Below are 23,002 nucleotides of genomic sequence, written 5' to 3' on the forward strand. Positions count from 1 at the left end.
AGTATCAGTCCACCTTGGCGCCGGAGGCCTTCACGATCGGCGCCCATTTGGCGAGTTCGGCCTCGACGTGCTTCTGGAGTTCCTCAGGCGTCGAGCCGACGGTCGTCGCCGAAAATTCCGCGAGCTTCGCCTTGACCTTGGGATCCGCGATCGCCTTGTTGGCGGCGTCGTTCAGCCTGGCGACGACATCGGCCGGCGTCTTGGCCGGGGCGAACAGCGCGTTCCAGGTATAGGTCTCGTAGCCCGGCAGCGTCTCGGCGATCGCCGGCATGTCCGGGAACACCGCCGAGCGTTCTTTCGTGGTGACGCCGAGACCCTTCAGCTTGCCGTCCTTGATGTGCTGGGTGGAGGAGGGGAGGTTGTCGAACATGATCGGCACCTGGCCGCCGAGCACGTCGATCAGAGCCGGGCCCGCGCCCTTGTAGGGAACGTGGACGATGTCGACGCCGGCCAGTGACTTGAAGAGCTCGCCCGACAGATGCAGCGGCGTGCCGTTGCCCGACGAGGCATAGGAGTACTTGCCGGGCTCCTTCTTCACGAGATCGATCAGTTCCTTGACGTTGTTCGCCGGAACCGACGGGTGGACGACGAGGACGTTGGGGACAGTGACGAGGAGCGAGATCGGCGCGAAGTCCTTCGCGGCGTCGTACGGCATCTTCGTATAGAGCGCCGGGTTGAGTGCATGGGTCGCGACCGTGCCCATGAGGATCGTGTAGCCGTCGGGCTCAGCCTTCGCGACCGCGGCCGAGCCGATATTGCCGCCGGCGCCGCCGCGATTGTCGACCACGACCTGCTGGCCGAGGAGCGTGCTCATCTTCTCCGCCACGAGGCGGCCTACGAGATCGGTCGACCCGCCGGCCGGGAACGGGATGATCAGCGTGATCGCGCGCGTCGGGAAAGTCTGCGCCTCGGCGGGTATGGCGAGCAGTGATGCAATGGCGGCAAGGCCCGCTGCGAGCAGGCCGCGTGTCGTCTTCATGAGCATTTTCTCCCTGTGGCGGCATGGACTTGCCGCTCTGGACGAAAGTTTGGGGCCGAACGCCCAAACTTCCAAGGGGCTTGATGTTGCGTCCTGCTTGCGTGCTGAAAAGTGTAACATTATAACATAACGTATGTCGCCGACGCCGGTCCCTCATACGCATGCCCATCGCCATGACCATTCGCATGGTCACGCCCACACACATCGCGTGGCTGTGAAGCCGCCCTTTTCGCTACTGCGCCTGTCGGCGGTGCAACGGATCGGCGCCGCCGCCGTGCTCGTTTTGCTCCTCTGGAGCGCAGTTTTCTGGGCGGCGGCCTGATGAGCGCCGCAATCCGTTTCGACGACGTCACGCTCGGCTATGACCGTCATCCGGCGGTGCATCATCTCTCGGGTGAAATCGCCGCGGGCAGCCTGACCGCGATCGTCGGCCCGAATGGGGCCGGCAAGTCGACGCTGCTCAAGGGCATCGTCGGGACGCTGTCGCCTCTCGGCGGCCGGATAGACCTCGGCGGCTCGGCGAAAGGCCGCGTCGCCTATCTTCCGCAGGCGGCGGATATCGACCGCACCTTTCCGCTCTCTGTTTTCGATCTCGTCTCGATGGGTTTGTGGACCCGCTCCGGCCTGTTCGGCGGCATCGGCCGCAAGGACAAGGAAACGATCGCCGAGGCGATCGCTGCGGTGGGGCTGACCGGTTTCGAGACGCGCCCGATCGGCACGCTCTCCGGCGGCCAGATGCAGCGCGCCCTGTTCGCGCGGCTTCTCTTGCAGGACGCTCCCATTATTCTCCTCGACGAGCCGTTCACGGCCATCGATGCGCGCACTACGGCCGACCTGATCGACGTGGTCGAGCGCTGGCACAAGGAGAAGCGCACGGTGGTCGCTGTGCTGCACGATCTGGAAACCGTGCGCAGGCATTTCCCGCAGTCGCTGCTGCTGGCCCGGTCTCCGGTCGCCTGGGGCGATACGGCGGAGGCGCTGAGCGCCGAGAACCTGTTCACGGCACGGAGGATGATCGAGGCTTTCGATCCGCATGCGACCTCGTGCGAGCGGAAGGTCGCGTGATGGTCGATATACTCAATGGCCTCATCCTGAGCCGAACCGCGGAGCGGTTCGTGTCGAAGGATGGCGAGTTCGGAGCTTGGGTCGGTCCTTCGACACGGCCCTGCGGGCCGGCTCAGGATGAGGATCGAGGATGATCTACGACTTCCTCATCGCGCCCTTCGCGGAATTCGACTTCATGAAGCGCGCTTTGGTCGGCTCGCTGGCTCTGGCGCTGGGCTCCGGGCCGATCGGCGTGTTCCTGATGCTTCGCCGGCTCAGCCTGACGGGCGATGCGATGGCACATGCGATCCTGCCTGGCGCCGCGGTGGGTTATCTGATCGCCGGGCTGTCGCTGCCGGCCATGACCATCGGCGGCATGGTGGCCGGCGTCACCGTCGCCTTCCTCTCCGGTCTCGTCTCGCGCTTCACCGCGCTGAAGGAAGACGCCTCGCTCGCGACCTTTTATCTGCTGTCGCTCGCGCTCGGCGTGGTTCTTGTCTCCGCGCGGGGCTCGAACGTCGATCTGCTGCATGTGCTGTTCGGCACGGTGCTGGCGCTGGACGATGCGGCTCTGTTCCTGATCGCGGGCATCGCGACCGTGAGCGTGCTGACGCTCGCCGCGATCTACCGGCCGCTCGTGCTTGAATGCGTCGATCCGGGCTTCCTGCGCTCTGTCTCGAATGCCGGCGCGCCGGTCCACATGGTTTTCCTCGCGCTCGTCGTGATGAACCTCGTCGGCGGCTTCCATGCCCTCGGCACGCTGCTCGCCGTCGGCCTGATGATGCTGCCAGCCGCCGCCGCGCGGATGTGGACGCAGGACGTCACCGTCATGCTGATCCTGTCCGCCATCGGCGGCGCGGTGTCCGGCTATATCGGCCTTCTCGTTTCCTATCATTGGTCGCTGCCGGCGGGCCCGGCCATCATCCTGTCCGCGGGCGGGCTTTATCTCGCATCGCTGGCTTTCGGCGCGCAGGGCGGTTTCGTTCAGCGCCTCGTGCCGGTCCGTCACCTCGAAGCCTGAATAAGTTCGGTTTCGCAAAGGGGGTTCATCATGCGTATTGTATGTAACGTTATAACATTGCTGGCTATCGGCGCTGGTCTCGCGCTGTCGGCTCCGGCCCACGCGCAGGACAAGCTCGCAACGGTCGCGAGTTTCTCGATCCTCGGCGATTTCGTGAAGAATGTCGGCGGCGACCGCATCGCGGTAACGACCCTCGTCGGCCCGAACGGCGACGCGCATGTCTACGAGCCGACGCCCGCTGATGCGAAGGCGCTCAACACGGCGAAGGTCGTCTTCATCAACGGGCTCGGTTTCGAGGGATGGATGGACCGTCTCGTTCGGGCGTCCGGCTCGAAGGCCACGGTCGTCACCGCGAGCCAGGGCGTGACCCCGATCGCCTTCGCCGGCGAGGAAGAGGACGACCACGCCAAGGGCAAGAAGCACGCGCATGAGGAACACGAGCACGGCCAGGACCCGCATGCCTTTCAGTCGATCGCGAACGTCAAGCTCTATGTTGGGAATATCCGTGATGCCCTGATCGCCGCCGATCCGGCGGGCAAGGACGTCTACGAGGCCAATGCCACGGCTTACACGGCCAAGCTGGACGCGCTCGACGGCGAGGTGAAAGCCGCAATCCAGGCGATCCCGGAGGGACAGCGCAAGATCATCACCTCACACGACGCTTTCGGCTATTTCGGCAAGGCCTACGGCTTCGCCTTCATCGCGCCGCAGGACATTTCGACGGAGTCAGAGGCTTCAGCGAAAGACGTCGCCAGGCTGATCAGGCAGATCAAGGCTGACAAGGTCAAAGCTGTGTTCGTCGAGAACATCACCGACCGGCGGCTGATCGACCGGATCGCCAAGGAAACCGGCGCCGTGGTAGGCGGCGAACTGTACTCGGACGCTCTGTCGCCCCCGGACGGGCCGGCTGCCACTTACATCGACATGTTCCATCACAATATAAAGACGTTGAGCGCGGCGCTTTCGAGCTGACGCTCAACGAACACAACCTCATCCTGAGCCGGCTGCCTTGGCAGCCGTGTCGAAGGATGGACCCGGGCTCGGTGCTTGCGGCCATCCTTCGATACGAGCGCTTCGCGCTCGGCTCAGGATGAGGCGCCACACAGGGTTACCTCATGTCCGACAAGATCCCCGTTACCGTGCTCACCGGCTATCTCGGCGCCGGCAAGACGACGCTCCTCAATCGCATCCTCTCGGAGGAGCACGGCAAGCGCTACGCGGTCATCGTCAACGAATTCGGCGAGATCGGCATCGACAACGAACTCGTCGTCGGCGCGGACGAGGAAGTCTTCGAAATGAACAATGGCTGCATCTGCTGCACGGTGCGCGGAGACCTGATCCGCATCATCGAGGGGCTGATGAAGCGAAAGGGCAAGTTCGACGCGATCATCGTCGAGACGACGGGCCTCGCCGATCCGGCTCCGGTGGCGCAGACCTTCTTCGTCGACGAGGAAGTGCAGGACAATGCCCGCCTCGATGCGGTGGTGACCGTCGCCGACGCCAAATGGCTGACCGAGCGACTCAAAGACGCCCCCGAGGCTAAGAACCAGATCGCCTTCGCCGACGTCATCCTGCTCAACAAGACCGACCTCGTGAATGAGGCGGAGCTCGAGGAGGTCGAGGCGCGCATCCGCGGACTGAACCCATATGCGCGCATCATCCGCACGGTGAAGAGCCAGGTTCCGCTCAACGAAGTTCTCGATCGCGGTGCGTTCGATCTCGATCGCATCCTGCAGATCGAGCCGGCCTTCCTCGAAGGCGAGCACCATCATGAACATGGCGAGGCGTGCGGCCCGGATTGCGGCCACGACCATCATGACCATGATCATCATGGGCACGATCACCACGACCACGGTCATGGCGGGCTGAAGCACTATCACGACGAGTTCATCAAATCGGTCGCCTTCACCATTCCGGGTGACGTCGACCCGAACAAGTTCATGCCCTGGGTTCAGGAACTCGCGCAGCGCGAGGGCCAGAACTTCCTGCGCTGGAAGGGCATCCTGTCGTTCAAGAATGAGCCGCGCCGCTTCGTCTTCCAGGGCGTGCACATGATCCTGGACGGCGACCTGCAGCGCGAATGGAAGCCGGGAGAAACGCGGCAGTCCAAGCTCGTCTTCATCGGCAAGGAGCTCGATGAGGAGATGCTGCGCGAGGGTTTCGAGGCCTGCGCGGCTTGAGTTTTCGACCTCTCCCGATGGGAGAGGTCGGCACAGCGCGGTAGCGCTGCCGGGTGAGGGGTACGCCCTCGCGATAGGTCTTACCCCTCACCCCGCTCGAACCTGCCGGTTCGAGTCGCCCTCTCTCCGAGGGAGAGGGTTGGCGTTCTGCCAAACCCGGTCTAAACCGCCGCTATGACCTCCACCGACACGAGCCTCGCCGATTATATCCGCCCGATCCTGGCGGAATCGCACGTCACGGCCACGGCATTCATCGAGAAGACGGCGGCGTTCGCGCTCGGCGATGGATCGGTGATGCTCGCCAGCGCGGACAACGTCTCTCGGGTGAACGTGCATCCGAACGGCTCGATCCTAGTCGCGGCGTCGGACGGCAAGCATCTCGTCACCGGCGGCGATGATGGCCGTGTGGTGCGGTTGTCGGCGGCCGGCCGCACCGAAGAAATTGCCACGACCGAAGGCCATGCCTGGATCGACGCGGTCGCGACCGGTCCAGACGGGGCAGTGGCCTGGGCGGCTGGCCGCAAGGCGTTTGTCCGCGACGGCAAGGGCGCCGTATACTCGATCGATGTCGGATCGAGCGGCCGTGGGCTCGCCTTCGCACCGAAGGGCTTCCAGCTCTACATCTCCCGCTATAACGGCGTGAGCCAGTGGTTCCCGCGATCCACCGCTCCGGCCAAGGAACTGCCCTGGAAGGGCTCCCACCTCGATGTCACGGCGTCGGCCGATGGCCGCTTCGTCGTCTCCACCATGCAGGAGAATTCGCTGCACGGCTGGCGCGTCGCCGACGGCGCGCATATGCGGATGACCGGCTATCCCGGAAAGACGCGGTCGATCTCCTGGTCGCCGGACGGGCGCTGGCTCGCGACCAGCGGTGCGGACGCCGCGATCGTCTGGCCGTTCGTCACCAAGGACGGCCCGATGGGCAAACCGCCGCTCGAACTCGGCATCCGACCATCGCGGGTCGAGCGGGTGGCGTTCCATCCGAAAGCGCCCGTGCTCGCGATCGGCTATCGCGACGGCTTCATCCTGCTGGTGAAGATGGACGACGAGGGCGGCGGACTGCAGGTCCGTCCGGTCAGCGAAGGCGGCCCGGTTTCGGCGCTGTCATGGGACGCCAATGGCATGATGCTGGCCTTCGGCACCGAGGAGGGCGCGGCCGGGGTGCTGTCGCTGCCGAAGATCTGACGAGATCGAGTTCGACTATTTGCTGATCATCCAAAAGCAGCCGGCCTGCGTATCTCCCCCATAGGGGAGACATTCAGGATCGGGATCGTGTGATGCAAGATGATCAGCCACCAAGCGACGGCGCGCCCGCGCTCGGCAAGTTTTCCATTCTCCTTCGTCTCGGCGCGATCGGCGCGGTGCTTGCCGCCGCTGCGGGCGGCTTCGCCTATGCGGGCGGCTGGTTCTCGCCGGGAGCGCTGACCCAGAACAAGATCATCGATACCTTCCAGGCCGTGGACGGCGTCCATGAGGGATTCAGGCGAAACCACGCCAAGGGACTGTGCGCTTCGGCGACATTCGCCAGCAATGGCGCGGGTGTGCCGCTGTCGAAGGCCTCGGTCTTCGCAGCCGGAGCGTCGGTTCCAGTGATCGCCCGGTTCTCCATCGCGGGCGGCCAGCCATATGCTGCGGATTCCGCGATGTCGGTGAAGAGTTTCGGCCTGCGCTTCCTCTTGCCCGGCGGCGAGGAATGGCGCACCGCAATGATCCCGATCCCGGTCTTCCCGGTAAACACGCCGGAAGCGTTCTGGGAGCAGCTCGACGCGTCGAGGCCCGATCCGGCGACAGGGAAACCAGATCCCGCGAAAATGCAGGCGTTCGCGGCGAAGCATCCGGAGACGGCCAAGGCGATCGAGCTGATCAAGGCGGGCCCGCGATCGGCCGGGTTCAGCGATACGACCTTCCACGGCCTCAACGCATTCCGCTTCACCAATGCTGGCGGGCAAACGGTTGCCGTGCGCTGGTCCGTGGTGCCGGAGCAGGCTGCGCCGGCGAATGCGGCGCTCGGCACCGACAAGAACGCTCTATTCGATGCGCTGATCCGCCAGCAGGCGCAGCAGCCCGTCAAATGGCGTCTTGTGGTGACGGTAGGCCAGCCCGGCGATCCCACCAACGATGCGACCTTACCCTGGCCCGCTGACCGACAGCAGGTCGACGTCGGCACGCTCACGATCAATTCGCTTGTGGACGAGGACGACGGCGACTGCACCAGCGTCAACTACGATCCGCTGGTCCTGCCGGACGGCATCCAGCCCTCGGACGACCCCCTGCTGAGCGCCCGGTCGGCCGCCTATTCGGTGTCCTATACGAGGCGCGCCGGGGAGACGAAGCCGCCCAGTGCGGTGACCGCGTCCGACGTCCGCAAGGGAGAAGGCTCATGAGCAATCACGGCCAATTCCCCGTCTTCTCGCGCGTCCTGCATTGGCTGATGGCACTGATGATCCTTGCGATGCTGTTCATTGGCGTCGCGATGGTCGCCTCGGTCGGCGACTACCACAGGCTGGTGTCGATCCATCGCGTGCTGGGTGTTGCCATTCTGGCGCTCGTCATCGTCCGGATCGTCAACCGCAGGCTCAATCCGCCCCCGGCTTTGCCACCAACGCTCTCTCGGCTTCAGCACGTCGCGGCCCAGGCCTCGCACATCCTGCTCTACGGCCTGATGGTGGCGCTGCCGCTCGTCGGCTGGGGCATGCTGTCGGCCGCGAATTATCCGGTCGCGATGTTCGGCCCGTTCGTCCTGCCACCAATCCTGCCGCACGATCCCATGCTCTATGCTGCTCTGCGGAGCATCCACACGGTGCTGGCCTATCTGTTGTTCGCCACTGTGCTCGCGCATCTGGGCGCGGCACTGCTGCACGGCCTGATACTGCGCGACGGCGTTTTCGGCAGCATGATGCCGTGGCGGGCGAAGCCTGTCAGGGTCGCCGATGAACTGCCGGAGGCGTGAGGCGCTAACTCGCTTCTGACAGACAGGCGAGGAGCGCTTCCTCGAGCGCTTCCGGCACGAAAGGCTTCTGGATGATCGGCCGGCCCTGATGCGGCTGGTCGATCGTCGCCTGGTCGCCATACCCCGAGACGAAGATGAACGGTATGCCGCGCTCGGCCAGCACGTCGGCCACCGGGAAGACGCGGACGCCGGCAAGATTGACGTCCAGAAATGCGGCGTCGATTTCTTCGTTCGAGGCCATTTGGACCGCGATATCGACCCGCGGTGCCGGCCCGACGACGATGCAACCGATATCGGCGAGCATATCCTCCACCAGCATCGAGACCAGGACTTCGTCCTCAACCACGAGTACCCGCCGGCCCGTCAGGTCGACTTTCTGAATGTTCACGGATTTTCGCCTCGCGCCCGGCCATACAATGGGCGGCCGGGAATAAACTCGCCGTGAACAGCTTTAGAACAATCCTTCGGGTTTTCCACCCAAATCGGGGCCGAGTGACGCAGTTGTGCATGACGGGCACTTATCCAAAAGAACGATAGGAACCGATGGACAAGCGGGCATGAGTTTTGCCACGCTTACTCAATCGTTAAGGGGGCCTTCCATGCGTCGTCTTGCTCTTCTCGCGGTTGCTGCTGTCGCCTTTGTCGCTCCGTCGCTCGCAAAGGCCGGCCCGATGACGTTCAGGGAAGTCGAGCTCGGCGATTGCAAGAAGAGTTGCTCCACGATCTTGCTCGGCGAAGGCGAGATCGTGATGAGCACCGAGCGGGCGTTCCGTTCGGCGATCCGCCGCGCCGGCCGTGGAACTCCGGTGCTCCTGCATTCGCCGGGTGGCAATGTCGCCGGCAGCCTGCTGCTTGGAGTGGCATTCCGCGAAACCGGCACCACCGTCGGCGTCGCGCCGGGCGGAGCCTGCTATTCGGCCTGCGCCTACGCCCTGCTCGGCGGTGTGAACCGCAAAGTTCTCACCGGTGCACAATTCGGGGTGCACGAATTCATCACCATCGGCAGGAAGCCCGGCAAGAAACTGACGGCCGCCGACAGGCGTGAGGACGCCGAAACCCTGGCCCTGCTGCGCGAATACGCCCAGGCGATGGGCGTCAATCCGGAACTGATCTCGCTGGCGGCCAAGACCAAGCACAGCAATATCCGAGTGCTGAGTCAGAAGGAGCTCCGCCGGATGCGGGTGGTGAACTGAAAGCTCGGTCTGTGCCTCTCCCGGGGGAAGCGGGAGAGGCCTTCATCGTCATCCTCCGGCTCGACCGGAGGATCCACGCCACAGGCACCGCCACTATGGGTCCTCCGGTCACAAGCTGGAGGACGACGCCCTCAGCGGACGAGGATGTTCTTGAACTGCCAGGGATCGTCGAGATCGAGATCCTCGGGGAACAGGCCAGGCCGGTTCTCGATCGGCGTCCAGTCGGTGTAATAGCCGTTCACCGGGCCGAGATAGGGCATCTGGATTTCCAGGCAGCGCTTGAAGTCCATCTCGTCGGCCTCGACGATGCCCTCTTCGGGGTTCTCCAGCGCCCAGACCATGCCGGCCAGAATGGCCGAGGTGACCTGAAGGCCGGTCGCGTTCTGGTAGGGCGCGAGCCGGCGGGTCTCTTCCAGCGATAGCTGCGAGCCGAACCAATATGCGTTCTTGCCGTGGCCGTAGAGAAGGACGCCTAGCTCGTCGATGCCGTCGACGAGCTCGTCCTCGTCGAGGACGTGCAGCTTGTCCTGAACCTTGCCCGAGGCGCCGAACAGTTCGTGCCACGACAGGATGGCATCGTCCGCCGGGTGATAGGCGTAGTGGCAGGTCGGCCGATAGACCGCCTGGCCGTCCTCGAACACGGTGAAATAGTCCGAGATCGAGATCGACTCGTTGTGGGTGACGAGGAAGCCGTATTGGGCGCCGAGCGTCGGGCACCAGGTGCGGACGCGGGTATCGGCGCCGGGTCGCATCAGATAGATGGCCGGGGCGTCGTGCGCCTCGTGCTGGCGGGCGCTTTCCGGCATCCACTTCTCATGCGTGCCCCAGCCGAGCTCGGACGGCTGCAGGCCCTCGGAGATGAAGCCTTCCACCGACCAGGTGTTGAGGAAGATGTTCGGCGGCTTCGGGTTTACCGTCCGCTGTGTGTCGCGCTCGGCGATGTGGATGCCCTTGACGCCGATCTGCCGGAGCAGCGCCGCCCATTCCTCGCGCGTGTGCGGGTCCGGCACGTTGAACTTCATGTCGCGGGCGATGTTGAGCGCCGCCTGCTTGACGAAGAACGAGACCATGCCCGGATTGGCGCCGCAGCATGAGACGGCGGTCGGGCCGCCTGGATTGCGGGCCTTGGCTTCGAGCGTGAAATTGCGCAGCGCATAGTTCGAGCGCTCGCTCGGACCCTTGTTCTTGTCGAAATAGAAGCCGAGCCAGGGCTCGTTGACGGTGTCGATGTAAAGCACGCCGAGTTCGCGGCAGAGTTCCATGATGTCGACCGAACCGGTGTCGACCGAGAGGTTGACGCAGAAGCCCTGACCCTCGCCCTTGGTCAGGAGCGGGGTGAGGAGTTCGCGGTAATTCTCCCGGGTGACGTGCTGCTGGATCAGGCTCAGGCCATGCGCGTCGAGGATGTGCTTGTTGAGATCGTCCGGATCGATGACGAAGAAGCGATCTTTGTCGTAGGTGAAATGGCGCTCGATCAGGGGCAAGGTGCCACGTCCGATCGAGCCGAAGCCGATCATGACAATGGGTCCGGTAATTTCCCCGTAATTCGGCCAATCCGCCATTTCGATCCTCTCAAGTCTGGGCAAGTGCCGGGCATAGAGCCGGGCACGGGACGATAAATCAAGGAACTATCTATGTTCGTCAGCCGGATGACGGTTCGGCCGCACCACGCTTTCGCATCTATATAACCGGTTATATAATTGGCGATGTAATGGAGATCCCTATGACCGAGGATGTGGTTCGCGCGCTTGGCTTCCTGTGCCTCGGCACCCGTCTCAAGCGGATTGGCGAGCGGCTGCAGGCCGATACGCAGGAGGTCATCGACAGCTTCGATGCCGGCGTGGTCGCCAGTCAGTTTCCGTTTCTTGCCGCTCTCGACCGCCTGGGGCCGCTTGCCGTCGGAGAACTGGCCGAGGCCATCGGCGTGACCCAGCCCGGCGCAACCAAAACGACGATCCAGCTTGTCGGGCTCGGCTTCGTGCGCGTCGAGCAGTCGCCGGAAGACCAGCGGCGCAAGATCGTCGGGCTGACCGAAAAGGGACAGGCGGTCGTCGACACCGCCAAGCGGGAACTCTGGCCACTCATCGATCACGCTGTCGCCGATCTCTGTGGCGGTCTCGACGCTCCGTTTCTCGATCAACTGGTCCGCATCGAAGACGGCCTGACGGCCGCGCCTCTCGCGCGGCGCGTCGGCAAGAACCTCCCGAAGGAAGGAGTTCGCCATGACACACGTGCTTGATCGTCCGATCTGGAGCGCGCTCGGAACGAGCCACGCCGCTCTCGCAGAAGAAAATGGACTGGCGCGGCGCTATCCGCCGTCGATCATCCCCTTCGTCGCAACAGGTGACAGCGATCCGGCGAGCCTCGACGGGCTGGAGCGGTTTGTCGGTCCGGAAGACGAGCTGTTCACCATCCAGGCCGATCCGATCGTCATTCCCGGCGGGCTTATGGCCAGCATGGAGGCGCCCGGCGTGCAGATGGTCGCCGACAGGTTGATGCCGGAGATCCATGATCCGCGCCTGAAGCCGCTCGACGAAAGCGATGCCGCCGACATGCTGGAACTGGCGCTGCTGACCAAGCCAGGCCCGTTCACGCTCCGCGCGCAGAGCCTCGGCGAATTCTGGGGAATCAAGGAAGAGGAGCGGCTGATCGGAATGGTCGGCGTCCGGTTCAGGCAGCCCGGCCTGACCGAGATCAGCGGCCTCTGCACGCATCCCGACGTCCGTGGACGTGGTCTCGGGACGCTGCTGCTGACCTTCATGGCGGGCCGCATCTACGCCCGCGGCGAACAGCCCTATCTCCACACCTTCGCGTCGAACACCGGCGCGATCGCGCTCTATGAATCGCTGGGCTTCAGGCTAAGGCGCGAGATGTATGTCGCGGCCATGCGCCGGCCGGACTGAAAAGAGGCGGCCCTTGCAGGCCGCCTCGATGATCAAGCCGCTGTGCGGTGTAGACCCGCTTCGGCGGCGATCCAGGCCGGCTCCGGCACACGGACGCCTGTCGCGTTGACGAGGCCCGCGGCGCCATCGAGAGCGCCATACGCGAGTTCGCGGCCGAGAAAGCGCTCGCGAGCATACGGACCCGGCAACCAGAGCTTCTCGGTATGCGCCGCGGTGAAGCCGAAGCGCTCGTAATAGGGCGCGTCTCCGACGAGCAGGACCGAGCCGTGGCCGAGTTCTTCCGCGCGCTGAAGGGCCGCGCGCATCAGACCACCGCCCAAGCCACAATTCTGCCAGTTCCGGTCGACGGCGAGCGGGCCGAGCAGGAGCGAGGCGCGGCCGGGACCGGCGCTGATGTTCCAGAGGCGCACGGTGCCGATGACTTGGCCGTCGTTCTCGGCGGTCAGGGCGAGGCCCCGCGCGGGCAAACGGCCCTCGCGCAGGCGCTCGGAGGTCTTGCGGAAACGGCCTTCGCCGAACGCTGCATCGAGGAGGTCCTCGCGGGCGTCGATGTCAGCCAGCACTTCATCACGAATAACAATCATGGCCGGGCCTCCCACTGAAGGGTTGCGCAGCCCTCGCACCCTCTCGGGCCGTCCGGGACTTCTGGACTTGGAGGACCGCCCGGGAGACCGGGCGGGATGATGTCGGATCGTCAGATGACGATCGTTTCGAGGGGCGGGAAGCCGTTGAACGCGACCGCCGAATAGGTGGTCGTGTAGGCTCCGGTCGCCTCGATGAGAACGAGGTCGCCGATCTCGAGGCTCACCGGAAGGAAATACGGGTCCTTCTCGTAGAGCACGTCCGCCGAATCGCAGGTCGGGCCGGCGAGGACGCACGGCACCATGGCGGAGCCGTCGCGGGCGGTCTTGATCGGGTAGCGGATCGCCTCGTCCATCGTCTCGGCGAGACCACCGAACTTGCCGATGTCGAGATAGACCCAGCGCGCATCGTCCTCGGCGTCCGACTTCTTCGAGATCAGCACGACCTCGGAGCGGATGATGCCGGCATTGCCGACCATGCCGCGACCGGGCTCGATGATGGTCTCCGGAAGCTGGTTGCCGAAATGCTTGCGCAGCGCATTGAAGATCGCCGAGCCGTAGCTCTCCACGCCCGGGATCTCCTTGAGATAACGGGTCGGGAAGCCGCCGCCGAGATTGACCATCGCGAGCTGGATGCCGCGATCCGCCAGCGTGTGGAAGATCATGGCAGCCGAGGCGAGCGCGCCGTCCCACATCGCCGGGTCGCGCTGCTGCGAGCCGACATGGAAGGACACGCCGTGCGCGACGAGGCCGAGGCGGTGGGCGTGCTCGAGTACGTCGATCGCCATTTCCGGCACGCAGCCGAACTTGCGCGAGAGCGGCCATTCGGCACCCGAGCCGTCGCAAAGGATGCGGGCGAAGACGCGAGCGCCGGGAGCGACGCGGGCGATCTTCTCGACCTCTTCCTTGCAGTCGACGGCGTAGAGATCGACGCCGAGGGCGCGCGCGGTGGCGATGTCGCGCTCCTTCTTGATCGTGTTGCCGAAGGAGATGCGGTCGGCGGTGGCGCCGGCTTCGAGCGCGAGCTTGATCTCGACGACCGAGGCGGTGTCGAAGCACGAGCCGAGATCGGCAAGCAGCTTCAGAACCTTCGGTTCGGGGTTCGCCTTGACCGCATAGAAGACGCGGGTGTCCGGCAGCGCCTTGGCGAAGGCGTTGTAGTTCTCGCGAACGACGTCGAGGTCGACGACGAGGCACGGACCGTCATGTCGTCGGGAAGCAAGGAAGTTCTGGATACGCTCGGTCATCAGCGGGTCCCCGCAAATACGCGTTGGCTCTGCGAGAAGACGTCCCGTTCCGGACACGCGTTGGAGACGCGCCGGGCAGAAAGGCTTCGTCGCTGCCGATCCTTTCGGACCGGCGGCTCTTGTTCGCGCCGATGGCTTGAATCGCTCCGTGGCGGCGGATGCCGCGTCCGGCTCAGTTCAGGCCAACGCTTGGAAGGGGATATCCCGTCCGCACGCCCGGCAAGGAAGTAGTTGCCTCTTCAGTGACGCCGGCCTTTGGAGAGCCGACAGAGACCAAAAAAGCCCTCTACGTCGTTGCTTTAAGCTGCGTCCGCCGACAGAGCGTCGACTTAGATCCGGTTTCTCTTCCCGGCCACCGGTCTGCCCGACGGGATTTCCGTCTGACCGGCACGCAACCACAGGCACGTGCGAATTTGGGCGAGCCGGGAGATAGGGGAATCGTCCGTCACACACAAGACCTTAGAGGCCCGAAGGCGAATTTTTTTGAATCTCAGGGGCGGCGCGCTTTCCCTCCCCGAAAACGGGGAGGGCCGAGTCGCGCGTCAGCGTGAACCGGGGTGGGGTCGCGGCCTCTCCGAATGCGCTCATGCCAAGGTTACGCTGTAGCCCCACCCGGCTCGCTTGCGCGAGTCCGCCCTCCCCTGCAGGGGAGGGAGAGGTCCCGGCTTTCAGTCCCGCTCTTCCCACTCGGCCCTGGCCTCGTCGCTGGAGCGATCGAGGTGGACCTGCGCATTGACGCGCTCGACCCATTCGAGCGGGATCGCGTGGTGCTTCTCTTCCTCGTCGTCGAGGCGGCTCAGGACGATGGTCTCGTCGTTCTCGACGAAATCGACCGTGCCGATGTGAACGCCGTCGGCACCGACGACATCCATGTTTTCCTTGATGTGCAGGACAGGCGCCATTGGCTCTCTCCGGAATTAACAACCGGGACAAATCCGAAGCCGGCGATTTGGTTCGCTCAGTCTTTAGCCGCGATTCCCAGGGCGGCGAAGCCGAGCCCCGAATCCATAGCCTCTGCGCTGATGACAGACACCGTCGTCCTCCGGCTCGACCGGAGGATCCACGCCATACGGCAGGGCCGATATGGGTCCTCCGGTCGAGCCGGAGGACGACGTCCATCGGAGTATGGGTCGCTTAGGTAATGGGCTCGTGTTTGATGGCGCTGCGGAAGAAGCCATAGACGAGATAGAGCGCGAACGCGCCACCGGCGGCTTCGAGCACCCAGGCGCCGATTTCGCCGAGGCCGAACATGCCGGCCAGGGCCCAGCCGCCAGCCACGCCCGCGACGAGCACTTCGACGCCGACGAGAATCGTCGCCGAGATGACGGTAAGGGCGTTCTTCGTGTTCATGACCTCTCCTTGCGCGCGGAAACTAGCGGGATCGGAGCGGAGAGGGAAGCCTCGTGTTCCGGGCGTGCGAAGACGAGCGCAGCGAGCGAGCTCGACCCGGAACCTCAGCGCGAAACGCCGCGACTAAGCGCCGTATCTGGATCGCGCGATGCAGCTTTGCTGCACCCGGTCCGGGATACGCTATAACCCACGCCATGCGCTCAATCGCCATTTCAGATCGCGGCGTCGTCGCCGCTCCACATTCGCTGGCCGTGGAGACCGGCCGTTCCATTCTCGAAGAGGGCGGAAACGCGCTCGAAGCCATGGTGGCGATGGCCGCGACCATCGCCGTCACCTACCCGCACATGAGCGGGCTCGGCGGTGACGGCTTCTGGATGATCCGCGAGCCGTCGGGCAAGGTCGGCTTCATCGATGCCGCGGGGCCGGCTGGAAGCGGCGCGACGATCGCGTCTTACAACAATGCGGGTCACGACGCCGTACCGCCTCGCGGGCCGCTGGGTGCCTGCACGGTCGCGGGCGTCGTCTCCGGCTGGTCGATGGCGCTGGAGGCATCGCATGAGGCGCGCGGACGGCTGCCGCTCGATGTGCTGCTGTCGGACGCGGTACGCTATGCGCGCGACGGCTATGCGGTGTCGGATGGGCAGGGTGCGAATGTCCCGAAGCTCCGCGACGACCTGTTCGCCGCGCCGGGCTTCGCCGACAATTTCCTGACCGAGGGCAAGCTGCCGGCAGGCGGCGATCTGCTGAAACAGCCCGCTCTCGCCTCGACTTTCGAGCAACTGAGCTATGCCGGTCTCGACGATTTCTACCGGGGCGATCTGGGCCGCGAGATCGGCGCCGAACTGGCCAGGATCGGCAGTCCGGTCTCTCGTGAGGATCTCGAGAGGTACGAGGCGCGCATCCGCACGCCGTTGTCGCTTTCGTTGAAGCTCGGCCAGGTCTGGAATTCGCCGCCGCCGACACAGGGGCTGGCGAGCCTCCTCATCCTGGGCATCGCCGAACGGCTTGATCTCGGCCGTCCGGAGAGCGCCGATTTCGTCCACGGACTGGTCGAGGCGACCAAGCGGGCCTTCCTGATCCGCGACCTCGTCGTCACCGATCCTCGCCATCTCGACCATGAGCCGGCGAGTTTCCTCGATCCGGCGCGATTGGAGCGCGAGGCGCAGACCATTTCCCGCGGCCGGGCGATGAAATGGCCGGCCCCGCCACTCGGCGACGGCGATACGGTCTGGCTCGGCTGCATCGACCGGGACGGGCGCGCGGTCAGCTACATCCAGAGCCTCTATTGGGAATGGGGCTCCGGCTGCGTCCTGCCGACGACGGGCGTGCTCTGGCAGAACCGGGGAGCCGGCTTCAGCCTCGATCCTGACGCGCGCAATCCGCTCGAGCCCGGACGTTTCCCTTTCCACACGCTGAGCCCGGCGATCGCCCGGATGAAGGACGGCCGCGTGATGGTCTACGGCACGCAGGGCGGCGACGGGCAGCCGCAGACGCAGGGCGCGGTCTTCGTCCGCCATGCCGGCTTCGATATTCCGCTGGAGGAGGCAATCGAACTGCCGCGCTGGCGGCTCGGCCGTGGCTGGGGAGCGATCGAGACCAGCCTCAAGCTGGAACCGCGTTTCGACAGTCAGCTCATCGAGGAACTCGAACGGCGCGGCCACGAGATCGAGATACTCTCGAAGCCCTATACGACCGAGACCGGGACGGCCGGCATCATCGTGTTGCACCCAAGCGGGCGCATCGAAGGCGTGCACGATCCGCGCGGAGATGGCGGCGCGCTCGGTCTCTGACACGTGTTCAGACCTTCGCACTGATCTGCTAAGACCCGCCCCATGACTACAATCCTGACCAATGCGCGGCTCCTGACCGAGGGCGGAGTCGTCGACGGCACGCTCGCTTTCGATGGTGCCGAGATCATCGATGTCCAGCCGGGCAGGAGTTCGGCGCCGGGCGCGATCGACGCCGAGGGTGACTTCGTCTCGCCCGGGCTGATCGAATGCCACACCGACAATCTCGAAAAGCACTTCGTCCCGCGCCCGAAGGTGATCTGGCCTAACCCGCTGGCGGCGGCGCTGACGCACGATGCGCAGATCGTCGCGGCGGGCATAACCACAGTCTTCGACGCGGTCTGCATCGGCGGCTACGACGACGGCAAGGATCACCGGCCGAAGATCATGGGAGCGATGATTGGGGCGCTGAGGACCGGACGGGAACAGGGTGTGCTGCGCGCCGACCACCGGCTGCATCTGCGCTGCGAGATGACCTCGCAGAATATGATGGACCATCTCGAAAGCTTCGCCGACGCCGGCATCGCGCTGGCCTCGCTGATGGACCACACGCCGGGACAACGGCAGTGGCAGAACCTTGAGCTCTACCGCACCTTTGTGCGCGGCGAGGGGAGGAGCGACGAGGAGATCGACGCCATCATCCAGGCCGAGATCCATCGCGGCCGCGAGACGGCGGACGAGAATTTCGAACGGGCGATCGCCTTCTTCCGCGGCAGCGGCATCCTGCTCGCGAGCCATGATGACACCACCGAGCAGCACATCGCGCTGGCGGTCGCCGCCGGCTGCACGATCTCGGAGTTTCCGACAACCGCCGAAGCAGCCCGTGCCGCCAAGGAGCAGGGCATGGCGACCGTCGGCGGCGCGCCGAATGTCGCGCGTGGCGGTTCGCATTCCGGCAATGTCGGCGTCGGTGAGCTGACCAAGGACGGGCTGATCGACGTTCTGTCCTCGGATTACGTCCCCGCCAGCCTGTTGCAAGCCGTGCAGCGCCTGGCGGACGAAGGCATGTCGCTTCACGAGGCGATCGGACTGGCGACCTGGCGGCCGGCGGACATGCTGAAGCTCGATGATCGCGGCCGGCTGAAGCCGGGGCTGCGGGCCGATCTCGTCCGCTTCCGTGTGATCGAGGGAACGCCCGTGGTGCGGGAAGTCACGGTCGAGGGGCAGCGGGTTTTCTGATGGCGCGCTACGCGATCTATTACGTGCCGGAGCGCCAAACGGCGCTCTGGGAGTTCGGCTGTAACGTCCTTGGCTATGACGCCGAGCGCGGAGTCGAGGTCACGCAGCTCGTGCCGTCCGGCTTCGGCGAGAGCGAATGGCGCGAGATGACGGCCGCGCCGCGCCGCTACGGCTTCCACGCCACGATGAAGGCCCCGATCGCGCTCCGGGATGGCACCACCGAGGCCGAGCTTCTCGCCGCATTCCGCGAATTTGCCGGCAAGGAAGACGCATTCGCCGCCGCGCCGCCGAAGGTCGCGCTGCATGGCGATTACGTGACACTGCTGCTGTCGGCGCCGGATCAGCGGGTTCAGGCGCTGGGCGACTCCTGCGTGCGCTCGCTGGACGCGTTCCGCGCCCCACCCTCGGAAAGGGAAAAGCAGAGGCGGCTCGACGGCGGCCTGTCCGAGAGCCAGTCCGCGCATCTGGAGCGATGGGGCTATCCTTACGTCTTCAGCGACTTTGTCTTTCACATGTCATTGGCAGGCTCTTTACGCGAGGGACGCTCGGAAGCGGCTTTCGAAGGACTGGCAAGGCTTTACGAGGATGAGGTCGGTGATGAGGCTCTGGTCTTTTCCTCGCTTGCTGTATTCGCCGAGCCGGAGCCAGACGCGCCCTTCGTCGTCGCCGAACGCGCGAAACTTCGGAGGTGAAACGGGTCGGCGCCTTGTTTCGGCCTCAGTAACCGACACACTGCCGCTCATATTCGTCCCGTGTTGCCCATGATCCGTCGTCTGTGTTCCATCGCTGCCGCGTGCCTTGCGATGTGGGCCGTTCCCGCATGGGCGCATCCGCATGTCTTCGTGACCGTCAAAAGCACTGTCGTGTACGGCGACGGTGCTCCGAAGGAGGTGCGGCACGCCTGGCGATTCGACGAGATGTTTTCGTCCTTCGCCACTCAGGGGCTCGATACCAACGGCGACGGCAAGCTCGATCGCAATGAGCTGAAGGATCTGGCGCAGGTCAACGTGACCTCGCTGAAGGAGTTCGACTACTTCACGAATGCCAAGACCAACCAGGGCGACGTCGTCTTCAAGCCGCCGGTCGATTACTGGCTCGACTACGATGGTTCCGCGCTGACGCTGCATTTCACGCTTCCGGTGCAGTCGGCCGGTTCGGGCGCCTTCCATCTCGCGATCTACGATCCGTCCTATTTTGTTGCCTTCGACCTTGCCGAGAAGGACGCGGCCATGCTTGAGGGCGCTCCGGCGGGGTGCCGGATCGATGCGCAGGGACCGCCCAAGGATGGCGCGGCGGCACCGGCGCCCGGCCAGAAGCTCGGCGAGGACTTCTTCAACAATCTCGATTCGAAAAGCGGCTGGGGCGAGCAGTTCGCCAACCGCATGACCGTGCGGTGCGGCGACGAGGCGGTCGCCTTCGCGAACCAGCCCAAGGCACCGCAGGAGCAGACGACACAGACGTCCGAGCTGACGCAGGCGGATATCGCCGCGCAGCCCGCCGATGTGCTCAGCCGCGTCGAGCAGGCACAGCGGATCGCGCAGGACCAGCCTCTCGGCGAACTGCCGGCGACGCAGCTTCGCACCGCCTCGCTTGAACCAACCGCTGCGCCGCCCGCCAAGGCCTCATCGGCCGCGCTCGGCGCTTTCGGCGTGGTGCGCCCCGACAGTGTCGGCGCGCCGCCGAACGGCGTGTTCGGCTGGATCATGGGCGTGCAGTCCAAATTCTACCAATCGATGTCTAAGGCACTGATCGACACCAAGACCAGTAATGCCGCTTTGTTCCTGCTCGCTGGCCTGAGCTTCCTCTACGGCGTTTTCCATGCTGCCGGGCCGGGGCACGGCAAGGCGGTCATCTCGTCCTATCTGCTCGCCACCGGCGAAACGCTCCGGCGTGGCGTGGCGATCTCGTTCGCGGCGGCGATGGCACAGGCGGTGACCGCCGTCGCGGTCGTCGGCGTGCTGGCGATCATCCTCGGCGCGACCAGCCAGATGATGGGCATCGCCACCTGGTGGCTGGAGGCGATCAGCTACGGCCTGATTGCCGCGCTCGGCATTTCGCTGCTCGTCCGCAATGGCAAGCGCATCCTCGGCCTCGGCCATGTGCACGACGAGAACTGCGATCACACCCATATTCCGGAGCCGGCGGATTTCGCCGGCAAGTTCGACTGGCGCCAGGCCGGTTCGGCGGTGCTGGCGATCGGCCTGCGACCCTGCACAGGGGCGCTTCTCATCCTCGTCTTCGCGCTGGCGCAGGGTTTGATCTGGACCGGTGTCGCGGCGACCTTCGCAATGGCGCTCGGAACTGCGCTGACCGTCGGCGTCATCGCGGCGATCGCGGTGGGGGCGAAGAGCCTTGCGCTGCGGCTGGCGTCGGGGATGTCCGGCGGTGCCGGAATGATCGCGGTGAGGGGCGTCGAGATGGCCGGCGGCGTGGTCGTTTTCGCCTTCGGGCTGATGCTTCTCGGCGGAATGCTCTCGACCGGAGCCCCAGTTGGCGGATAAGCCGTTGCCATGAGCCCAGAGCCGCACTTTCCCCCCGAACATCCCCCGATCAAGCATGGCCGCATCGGCGTTCTCATCGTCAATCTCGGCACGCCGGAGGGCACGTCCTATTGGCCGATGCGGCGCTATCTCAAGGAATTTCTGTCCGACCGCCGAGTGATTGAGACGCCGCGCTGGCAGTGGTGGCCGATCCTCAACCTCATCGTGCTGACGACCCGTCCAAGCCGGAAGGGCAGGGACTACGCGACAATCTGGAACAACGAGCTCGACGAAGGCCCGCTGAAAACGATCACCCGCGACCAGTCGACCGCGCTGGCCGAGCGGCTCGCCGATCTCGGCGACAGGATCGTGGTTGATTGGGCCATGCGCTATGGCAACCCCTCCATCGCTTCGCGTATAGAGGCGCTGCAGGCCCAGGGCTGTGAGCGTCTGCTCGTCGTGCCGATGTATCCGCAATACGCCGCCGCAACCTCGGCCACTGTCTGCGACAAGGTCTTCGACAAGCTGAAGGAGATGAGATGGCAGCCGATCCTGCGCGTCGCCGCGCCCTGGTATGACGAGGATGTCTACATCCAGGCGATCAAAAGCTCGATCGAGGAGCACATTTCGACGCTGAATTGGACGCCCGACGTCATCCTTGCCTCGTTTCACGGCATCCCGAAGAGCTACCTGGAAAAGGGCGACCCCTATTACTGCCACTGCCACAAGACGACACGCCTCCTGCAAGCGGCGATGGAGGTGGGCGACGAGAAGCTGAGGATGACCTTCCAGTCCCGCTTCGGGCCGGAGGAGTGGTTGCAGCCTTACACGGACAAAACCGTCGAGGCTCTGGCGCAGTCAGGAGTGAAGAACGTCGCCGTTGTCACGCCCGGTTTCACCGCCGATTGCCTTGAGACGATCGAAGAGATCGGCGTGGAGAACGCAGAGATATTCCATCGTAATGGAGGAAATAATTTCTCTGCTATCCCCTGCCTTAACGTTAATAAGCTTGGACTTAACGTTATCGAGACGGTGGTCAGAAGAGAGTTAATGGGCTGGATTTAGCCAAAAGTTGAATACTTTATTTATTTGCGATGACGGTCCGGATACGAATATGAGAGAAATTACAGCGGATCTGGGCCAAAATGTTGCTCGACGTCATGTTCGATACTTCACCATCCGGCTTTACGAAGGAAACCTTCGGGCTTTCGCGTGAGCCTCATGTCCGGGAACCGCTACCCACGAGGCTCGGTCGCTGGACGATGGCGATCGCCTATGGGCTGAAGCTCAAGCGGATACACCAGGTCCCCCGCCTTCTTCTCCTGAGCCTGGAGTGGGTCGTTCGGCCGGCCGCCGCGCGTCGCCGTCTGGCCAATGCCCGTCAAGTGACCGACAGGCAGGAGATCGTGGCCGTGGTCGACGATCTGAACATCGAGACGATGATCGACGGCTACCGCCGCGGCATCTATCCGATGGCGCATATGGGTTTCATGAAATGGTGGTCGCCGGCCGAACGCGCTGTGCTCGATCCCAACGAGACTCATATCGACAAGAATTCCCGCCGCACTATCCGGCAGGGCAAGTGGAAGGTCACCTTCGATCGCGATTTCGGAGCGGTGGTGAAGGCTTGCGCCGGGCCGCGCCGCGCCCGCGCTCCGCTGACCTGGCTGACCGCGCGGATGATGCAGGCCTTCGTCCGCCTGCACGAGGCGGGCTTCGCCCATTCCGTCGAGGTGTGGAGCGACAGCGGCGACCTCATCGGCGGCCTGTTCGGGATCGCGCTCGGTTCAGTCTTCTTCGGACAGTCGCAGTTCTCGCATGAGCGCAACGCCTCAAAAATCGCGGTCGGCGTGCTGCATTGCCATCTGGCCCATTGGGGCTTCGTTGTTCGCGACGGCCAGCGGATGACGCCCCATCTGGAAAGCCTGGGCTTCAAGCCTGTCCGCCGGGACGAATTCGAGACGCTGATCGAGCGCAACGTCAACCGGCCGGTGAACGCGCCGTGGATCGTCGACCCCGATCTCGACGTGGCGAACTGGCATTCGCAATCGGAGAAGGCGGAAGCCGCTCTCAAATCGGCTTGACGCGGAAGGCGGGCTTTAAGACTC

23 protein-coding genes are annotated in these 23,002 nt (G+C 64.6%); 16 read left to right on the top strand and 7 right to left on the bottom strand.

Annotation, left to right across the window (positions count from 1 at the left end; genetic code table 11):
- Positions 1-4 precede the first annotated feature (4 nt).
- Entirely contained in the window at positions 5-979 is a 975-nt protein-coding gene (locus tag ACFPFW_RS02430; RefSeq protein ID WP_114957401.1) for a Bug family tripartite tricarboxylate transporter substrate binding protein, read from the bottom strand.
- 321 nt (positions 980-1,300) lie between these two features.
- Here ACFPFW_RS02430 and aztA point away from each other — a divergent pair, with 321 nt between their 5' ends.
- The 7 genes from aztA to ACFPFW_RS02465 all read left to right on the top strand — a co-directional run bounded on the left by aztA (position 1,301) and on the right by ACFPFW_RS02465 (position 8,174).
- The gene (gene aztA / locus ACFPFW_RS02435) at positions 1,301-2,044 is read left to right on the top strand and encodes a zinc ABC transporter ATP-binding protein AztA (RefSeq protein WP_114957292.1); all 744 of its coding nucleotides are present in this window, start codon (positions 1,301-1,303) and stop codon (positions 2,042-2,044) included.
- Between the two features lie 130 nt (positions 2,045-2,174).
- The gene (locus tag ACFPFW_RS02440) at positions 2,175-3,044 is read left to right on the top strand and encodes a metal ABC transporter permease (RefSeq protein ID WP_114957293.1); all 870 of its coding nucleotides are present in this window, start codon (positions 2,175-2,177) and stop codon (positions 3,042-3,044) included.
- Between the two features lie 30 nt (positions 3,045-3,074).
- Positions 3,075-4,016 (top strand): metal ABC transporter substrate-binding protein, encoded by a 942-nt coding sequence (locus ACFPFW_RS02445; RefSeq protein ID WP_379769279.1) that lies wholly within the window; start codon positions 3,075-3,077, stop codon positions 4,014-4,016.
- Positions 4,017-4,159: 143 nt separating this feature from the next.
- On the top strand, positions 4,160-5,224 hold the full coding sequence (locus tag ACFPFW_RS02450; RefSeq protein ID WP_114957294.1) for a CobW family GTP-binding protein: 1,065 nt from the start codon (positions 4,160-4,162) through the stop codon (positions 5,222-5,224).
- A gap of 174 nt (positions 5,225-5,398) precedes the next feature.
- Positions 5,399-6,409, top strand: coding sequence for a WD40 repeat domain-containing protein (locus ACFPFW_RS02455; protein WP_114957295.1), 1,011 nt, complete (start codon positions 5,399-5,401; stop codon positions 6,407-6,409).
- A gap of 92 nt (positions 6,410-6,501) precedes the next feature.
- Positions 6,502-7,608, top strand: coding sequence for a catalase family peroxidase (locus ACFPFW_RS02460; RefSeq protein WP_114957296.1), 1,107 nt, complete (start codon positions 6,502-6,504; stop codon positions 7,606-7,608).
- Positions 7,605-8,174, top strand: a complete 570-nt coding sequence (locus ACFPFW_RS02465) for a cytochrome b (protein ID WP_114957297.1) — start codon at positions 7,605-7,607, stop codon at positions 8,172-8,174. The genes ACFPFW_RS02460 and ACFPFW_RS02465 overlap by 4 nt, the downstream gene beginning before the upstream one ends.
- 4 nt (positions 8,175-8,178) lie before the next feature.
- On the opposite strand, the gene ACFPFW_RS02470 is transcribed toward ACFPFW_RS02465, so the two are convergent.
- The gene (locus ACFPFW_RS02470; protein ID WP_379769284.1) at positions 8,179-8,562 is read right to left on the bottom strand and encodes a response regulator; all 384 of its coding nucleotides are present in this window, start codon (positions 8,560-8,562) and stop codon (positions 8,179-8,181) included.
- A 211-nt stretch (positions 8,563-8,773) separates the two neighbouring features.
- Between ACFPFW_RS02470 and ACFPFW_RS02475 the strand changes: the two genes are divergently transcribed.
- Positions 8,774-9,367, top strand: a complete 594-nt coding sequence (locus ACFPFW_RS02475) for a COG3904 family protein (RefSeq protein ID WP_114957298.1) — start codon at positions 8,774-8,776, stop codon at positions 9,365-9,367.
- A 131-nt stretch (positions 9,368-9,498) separates the two neighbouring features.
- Here the strand turns inward: ACFPFW_RS02475 and ACFPFW_RS02480 are convergent, their stop codons facing one another.
- The gene (locus ACFPFW_RS02480) at positions 9,499-10,929 is read right to left on the bottom strand and encodes a homospermidine synthase (RefSeq protein WP_114957299.1); all 1,431 of its coding nucleotides are present in this window, start codon (positions 10,927-10,929) and stop codon (positions 9,499-9,501) included.
- 161 nt (positions 10,930-11,090) lie between these two features.
- On the opposite strand from ACFPFW_RS02480, the gene ACFPFW_RS02485 reads away from it, so the two are divergent.
- Positions 11,091-11,606, top strand: coding sequence for a MarR family winged helix-turn-helix transcriptional regulator (locus ACFPFW_RS02485; protein WP_114957300.1), 516 nt, complete (start codon positions 11,091-11,093; stop codon positions 11,604-11,606).
- On the top strand, positions 11,590-12,270 hold the full coding sequence (locus tag ACFPFW_RS02490) for a GNAT family N-acetyltransferase (RefSeq protein ID WP_114957301.1): 681 nt from the start codon (positions 11,590-11,592) through the stop codon (positions 12,268-12,270). The genes ACFPFW_RS02485 and ACFPFW_RS02490 overlap by 17 nt, the downstream gene beginning before the upstream one ends.
- Before the next feature lie 32 nt (positions 12,271-12,302).
- On the opposite strand, the gene ACFPFW_RS02495 is transcribed toward ACFPFW_RS02490, so the two are convergent.
- The 4 genes from ACFPFW_RS02495 to ACFPFW_RS02510 all read right to left on the bottom strand — a co-directional run bounded on the left by ACFPFW_RS02495 (position 12,303) and on the right by ACFPFW_RS02510 (position 15,448).
- Complete coding sequence (locus ACFPFW_RS02495) at positions 12,303-12,854, bottom strand: GNAT family N-acetyltransferase (RefSeq protein ID WP_114957302.1); 552 nt, start codon at positions 12,852-12,854, stop codon at positions 12,303-12,305.
- Between the two features lie 110 nt (positions 12,855-12,964).
- Positions 12,965-14,098: a type III PLP-dependent enzyme gene (locus ACFPFW_RS02500; protein WP_114957303.1), complete on the bottom strand. Its 1,134-nt coding sequence runs from the start codon at positions 14,096-14,098 to the stop codon at positions 12,965-12,967.
- A 668-nt stretch (positions 14,099-14,766) separates the two neighbouring features.
- Positions 14,767-15,000 carry a DUF2171 domain-containing protein gene (locus ACFPFW_RS02505; RefSeq protein WP_114957304.1) on the bottom strand — a complete coding sequence of 78 codons (234 nt, stop codon included), beginning with the start codon at positions 14,998-15,000 and terminating at the stop codon, positions 14,767-14,769.
- Between the two features lie 232 nt (positions 15,001-15,232).
- Positions 15,233-15,448: a hypothetical protein gene (locus ACFPFW_RS02510; protein ID WP_114957305.1), complete on the bottom strand. Its 216-nt coding sequence runs from the start codon at positions 15,446-15,448 to the stop codon at positions 15,233-15,235.
- Between the two features lie 194 nt (positions 15,449-15,642).
- Between ACFPFW_RS02510 and ACFPFW_RS02515 the strand changes: the two genes are divergently transcribed.
- The 6 genes from ACFPFW_RS02515 (at position 15,643) to aat (ending at position 22,978) form a co-directional block, all read left to right on the top strand.
- Positions 15,643-17,238 (top strand): gamma-glutamyltransferase family protein, encoded by a 1,596-nt coding sequence (locus ACFPFW_RS02515; protein WP_114957306.1) that lies wholly within the window; start codon positions 15,643-15,645, stop codon positions 17,236-17,238.
- Positions 17,239-17,280: 42 nt separating this feature from the next.
- On the top strand, positions 17,281-18,414 hold the full coding sequence (locus ACFPFW_RS02520) for an alpha-D-ribose 1-methylphosphonate 5-triphosphate diphosphatase (protein ID WP_114957307.1): 1,134 nt from the start codon (positions 17,281-17,283) through the stop codon (positions 18,412-18,414).
- Positions 18,414-19,106, top strand: coding sequence for a DUF1045 domain-containing protein (locus tag ACFPFW_RS02525; protein WP_114957308.1), 693 nt, complete (start codon positions 18,414-18,416; stop codon positions 19,104-19,106). Before ACFPFW_RS02520 ends, ACFPFW_RS02525 begins: the two co-directional genes overlap by 1 nt.
- Positions 19,107-19,175: 69 nt before the next feature.
- Entirely contained in the window at positions 19,176-20,915 is a 1,740-nt protein-coding gene (locus tag ACFPFW_RS02530) for a HoxN/HupN/NixA family nickel/cobalt transporter (protein ID WP_379769289.1), read from the top strand.
- A gap of 9 nt (positions 20,916-20,924) precedes the next feature.
- Positions 20,925-21,959 (top strand): ferrochelatase, encoded by a 1,035-nt coding sequence (hemH, locus tag ACFPFW_RS02535; RefSeq protein WP_114957309.1) that lies wholly within the window; start codon positions 20,925-20,927, stop codon positions 21,957-21,959.
- 80 nt (positions 21,960-22,039) lie between these two features.
- Complete coding sequence (aat, locus tag ACFPFW_RS02540; protein ID WP_114957310.1) at positions 22,040-22,978, top strand: leucyl/phenylalanyl-tRNA--protein transferase; 939 nt, start codon at positions 22,040-22,042, stop codon at positions 22,976-22,978.
- Positions 22,979-23,002 lie beyond the last annotated feature (24 nt).

Origin of the sequence: Flaviflagellibacter deserti (assembly GCF_042652085.1) — a bacterium.
Lineage (GTDB): Bacteria > Pseudomonadota > Alphaproteobacteria > Rhizobiales > Methylopilaceae > Flaviflagellibacter > Flaviflagellibacter deserti.